Genomic DNA, 4212 nt, shown 5'->3' on the forward strand with positions numbered 1-4212 from the left:
ACCACCAAGCAGCCGCCGAAACCCTGCGCCGAACCACCACCGGCAACCGCCAACAACTACACTGACCGCTGCTCACAGGTGAGGAATTTCGGCGAGCACACCTGAGGACTTTCGACGAGCGCGATCATCGTAGGCGAACACCACCCCAGGCTCGACGGCCACCAGGTTGTTGCCGCTGTCCCATTGCTGACGCTCGGAGTCGTAGGCGGTGCCGCCGGTCTCGACGACCCGCAGCGCACCCAGCCCCAGGGCCGCCGCGACGACCTCCACGAACGGCTTGGTCTCTTCGATGACGTCGAGGCCGGGCGCGGAGTCGCTGGGCACCAGCGTGAAAGCCTGGATGTTGTCCACGATTTCGGGGTAGATCGTCACCACGTCGCGATCGGCGAAGGTGAACACCGTGTCGAGGTGCATGGCCGCCCGCAGCTTCGGCATCCCGGCCACGATCACCTTCTCGACCGCCCCGTCGGCGAACAGCGTGGCCGCGACCTGGGTGATGGCCTGGCGCGACGTGCGTTCACTCATGCCGATCAGCGCCACACCGTTGCCCGGTACCAATACGTCGCCACCCTCGATAGTGGCCATCCCCCATGACTTTTCGGGATCACCCCACCACACCGTGGAACCGGCGAAGTCGGGATGAAATTCGTAGATGGCCTTCATCAACAGCGTCTCGTCGTGGCGGGCGGGCCAGAACAGCGGGTTGAGCGTGACACCGGAGTAGATCCAGCAGGTGGTGTCGCGGGTGTAGAGGGTGTTGGGCAGCGGCGGCATCAGGTATTCGGTGATCCCTGCGTGCTCGCGGGCCAGGGCGCGGTAGCCCTTGCCGAGGTCGGCGGGCAGGTCGCGGGTGGACAGGCCGCCGATCAGGAACTCGGTGAGCCGACGGGTGGCCAGCCCGTCCAGGAAGGAGCGGGTCTCCTCGACAAGCCCGAGTCCCACTTCGTTGGCGATGATCTTGCGGTCAAGAAGCCAGGTGCGAGCTTGCGGGATGTCCATGGTCTCGGTGAGCAGGTCGTGCAGTTCGACCACCGCGACACCGCGGTCGCGCATCTTGTCGATGAAGTCGAAGTGGTCACGTCGCGCGTTCTGGACCCACAGCACGTCGTCGAAGAGCAGGTCGTCACAATTGGTCGGGGTCAGCCTTTCGTGGGCCAGGCCCGGCGAACACACCAGAACCTTGTGCAGCTTCCCGACTTCCGAATGCACGCCGTACGACGCGGATGGCGACGACATCGAGGGATCCTTTCGAGTTGGATGGCCGGAGATCAGATCTGAATCGCACCGGTGGCCAGCGATACCACACCCCCGATCGCACCGAGGACGATAGCCGCGAAGAGCACAGCCTCCGCGGGTGCAAAGACCCGCAAATTGCGTTCCCGGCGGGCTTTCCAATACAGGGCTGCACCCGGGGCGTAGAGGATGCACGACAGCAGCAGATGGTCCCAGCCCGCCGCATAGACGAGGAACAGCGTGTAAATCGTGGCCAGCGCCGCGACGATCGCGTCTGGCACCAACGATCTTCGGTCGCCGTAGGTCTCCCGGGTGATCGTGAGCTTCAGCGCGTACCCGGCTGCCAGCAGGTAGGGAATGAGCGCCAGTGCCGAGGTCAGGTCAAGCATGAAGTCGAGCGCCTCGGAAGTGAACAGCAGCAGAACCAGCAGCAGCTGGACCAGGCCGCCCGCCATGATCAGCGCATTGACAGGTGCCCCCTTCGCATTTTCCTTGGCCAGGAATTTGGGCATGTCTGCCAACTTTGCCGGAACGTAGAGGATCTCGGCGGCCATCAGTGTCCACGCCAGGTAGGCGCCGAGTACCGAGAGGATGACGCCGACCCGGATGAACACTGAGCCCCAATGTCCGACAATCGATTCCAGCACGGAAGCCATGGACGGTTGTGCGACGGTTGCCAACTCAGACTGCGGCATCACTCCATACGACGAAAGCGTCACCAACATGAAGACAGCCAGTACCGAGAGGAATCCGATGACGGTGGCGCGACCTACGTCCTCGCGTTTCCGCGCGAACCGGGAGTACACGCTGGCGCCTTCGATCCCGAGGAACACGAACACCGTGATCAACATGGTGCCCTTGGCTTGTTCGAAAAGCGATGTCCAGGAATAGTTTCCGTCGCCGCCCCAGAAGTTCCCGGCGAACACCCCGCCCTCGAAGGCGATTACCGCAATCACGATGAACACCAGGATGGGCACAACCTTGGCGAAAGTGGCGATTCGGTTGATGATCGCGGCTTCCTTGACACCCCGCAGGATCAGGTAGAAGAACAGCCACACGCCGACCGACGAACAGATCACCGCCACGACCGTGTCGCCGGCACCCAGCGCGGGGAACAAGGCGCTCGTCGTCGTCATGATCAGCACCCAGTAGGACGTGTTACCCGCGCACGCCGATGCCCAGAACCCGAACGCACTGTTGAATCCGACGTAGTCCCCAAAACCTGCCTTGGCGTACGCGAAGATACCGGCGTCCAGTTCTGGCTTACGGGTGGCCAGACGCTGGAAGACAAAGGCCAGCATCAGCATTCCGGAGCCCGCGATCGCCCACGCGATCAGCGCGCCCGCGACGCCGGTTTCCGCCCCGAACCGACGAGGCAGCAGGAAGACGCCCGAGCCGATCATGGACCCGACCACCATGGCGGTGAGGGTCGGCAGGCTGACCTTTCCGTCGGCCTGCGGCGGTGCCTCGGTGGAAGCCATCGGCAGCTCCTTCGCTGATCCCGCCGGCTTCTGTCATGCTAACCGGCGAGACGGGCGAAAGGCAGCCGCTTAGAGCTCGGAGATGATCTGTTGGCGCTTCGCGGTGTATTCGGCCTCGGTGATCGAGCCGGTCGCACGCAACGTCTCGAGCTCCTGTAGGCGCTGCGCCGTCGACATGTCCGGCATGGACGGCTTCACGAAGCTTGGCGGCGGGGCCACGGGTGCCGCCGGAGCCGCGGCGGCGGGCTGTCCGGCGGCGGCCCGGCGAACGACGGCCATGACCTGCTGGCGTACAGCCGGATTGGACCGAATGTCGATGGTTCCGTTCATCGGAACGCCGTTGGCCCGCAGGATCTGCATGATCTCCATCAACGGACCCGCCTGACCCCGCAGGTCATAAGTCTTGTTGTCCTCGGCGAGGGTGAACTGCGCGGGCACCACACCGGCGATCAAAGCGCTGGCGTTCCAATCGATTTCGTACTTCTGCGTGCCGGGCTCAACGAGGGCCACCAGTTTGTGGGCATTGAGGATCTGCATCCGGGTCGGGCTGGAGGCCATGGTCTCCTGAGCGTCGAAGCCTTGATACCCGGGCACTTCGAAGTGCAGGTTCACCTTGATCATCTGCTGGTCGTTGACGAACCACGAGGTATCAGAGATACCGGTGATCTGAGCCAGCACCAGCACCCCTCGCTGGTTCAATTCCTCATGGCGGGCCGCCGATTTCACGCCGGCGTTGGTGAGCCACAGCGCGGCCAGCACATCACCAGCAGTGATGAGCAGACCAACCCAGAACATCCACCCGATATACGGGCGAGCCATCGGGCCGAGAGCGAAGTACACAATCAGGAAGATCGGACCGACCAGGCCGCCGAACAGCAACACCGTCAGTTGCGCTTTGATGTACCGCCCCAACATGCGCCATGTCCCTTCTCGGCTACCGATGTTGCGACTCAGACTAGTCCCACGACATCCACTTCGGATCACTTGCCGAAGCCTGCGAAACGGCTGCCGGCAGCGCAGTTCAGGGTGCCTGTAGTACGCGGTCGAGAGCCGGCAACTGCGGGGTCAGATGAGCGACGAACCCGTCGAGGTTGTTCCGGGGCGTCGAATCCCCGGCAACCGCCGTCGGCGTCGCTGTCATGGTGGGCGCCGCAGGAATTCGGGCCGCCGGGGACGGCCGCGGGGCGCCGACGCTGGCCGCGCTGACCATCAGAACCGATACGACGAGCCCGGCAAGGACGACGACCAATCCCGCGCCGCCGAGCAGAATCGACGGCGGGTATGCCCGTGGCTGGAAATCGTCGTCGTCCACCTGCCCCACCCCCGTGTGAGATGCCGAAGCGTAGCACCGGGACCGGGGATCCAAGACCGAATCGAGTAGGGGGCCGGGGCTACCGGCCCCCTCTCACACCACCGGACGTGCGGGCCTCGCATCCGGCGGTTCGTTAGGTCGCTTGGAATCGGGTCCAGGCGCGGTGAAAGTAGAGCAGGCCCAGTT

The 4212-nt window shown here is 64.1% G+C and carries 4 protein-coding genes; all 4 read right to left on the reverse strand.

The annotated features are described in order from the left end of the window. Nucleotides 1–72: 72 nt before the first annotated feature. The 4 genes from HPC46_RS33835 to HPC46_RS33850 all read right to left on the reverse strand — a co-directional run bounded on the left by HPC46_RS33835 (nt 73) and on the right by HPC46_RS33850 (nt 4026). Complete coding sequence (locus tag HPC46_RS33835) at nt 73–1236, reverse strand: arginine deiminase (RefSeq protein WP_233717033.1); 1164 nt, start codon at nt 1234–1236, stop codon at nt 73–75. Nucleotides 1237–1268: 32 nt separating this feature from the next. Next, nucleotides 1269–2714, reverse strand: coding sequence for a basic amino acid/polyamine antiporter (locus tag HPC46_RS33840; RefSeq protein WP_179476356.1), 1446 nt, complete (start codon nt 2712–2714; stop codon nt 1269–1271). 69 nt (nt 2715–2783) lie between these two features. Beyond that, entirely contained in the window at nt 2784–3629 is an 846-nt protein-coding gene (locus HPC46_RS33845; RefSeq protein WP_179476357.1) for an SHOCT domain-containing protein, read from the reverse strand. A gap of 106 nt (nt 3630–3735) precedes the next feature. Beyond that, nucleotides 3736–4026, reverse strand: coding sequence for a hypothetical protein (locus HPC46_RS33850; RefSeq protein ID WP_179476358.1), 291 nt, complete (start codon nt 4024–4026; stop codon nt 3736–3738). Between the last annotated feature and the right edge of the window lie 186 nt (nt 4027–4212).

The organism is Mycolicibacterium vinylchloridicum (assembly GCF_013404075.1).
GTDB lineage: Bacteria > Actinomycetota > Actinomycetes > Mycobacteriales > Mycobacteriaceae > Mycobacterium > Mycobacterium vinylchloridicum.

Excerpts from the sequence above, each read along its gene's own strand:
- HPC46_RS33840 (WP_179476356.1), bottom strand. The coding sequence starts at position 2,714 with ATGGCTTCCACCGAGGCACCGCCGCAGGCCGACGGAAAGGTCAGCCTG.
- HPC46_RS33835 (WP_233717033.1), bottom strand. The coding sequence starts at position 1,236 with ATGTCGTCGCCATCCGCGTCGTACGGCGTGCATTCGGAAGTCGGGAAG.
- HPC46_RS33845 (WP_179476357.1), bottom strand. The coding sequence starts at position 3,629 with ATGTTGGGGCGGTACATCAAAGCGCAACTGACGGTGTTGCTGTTCGGC.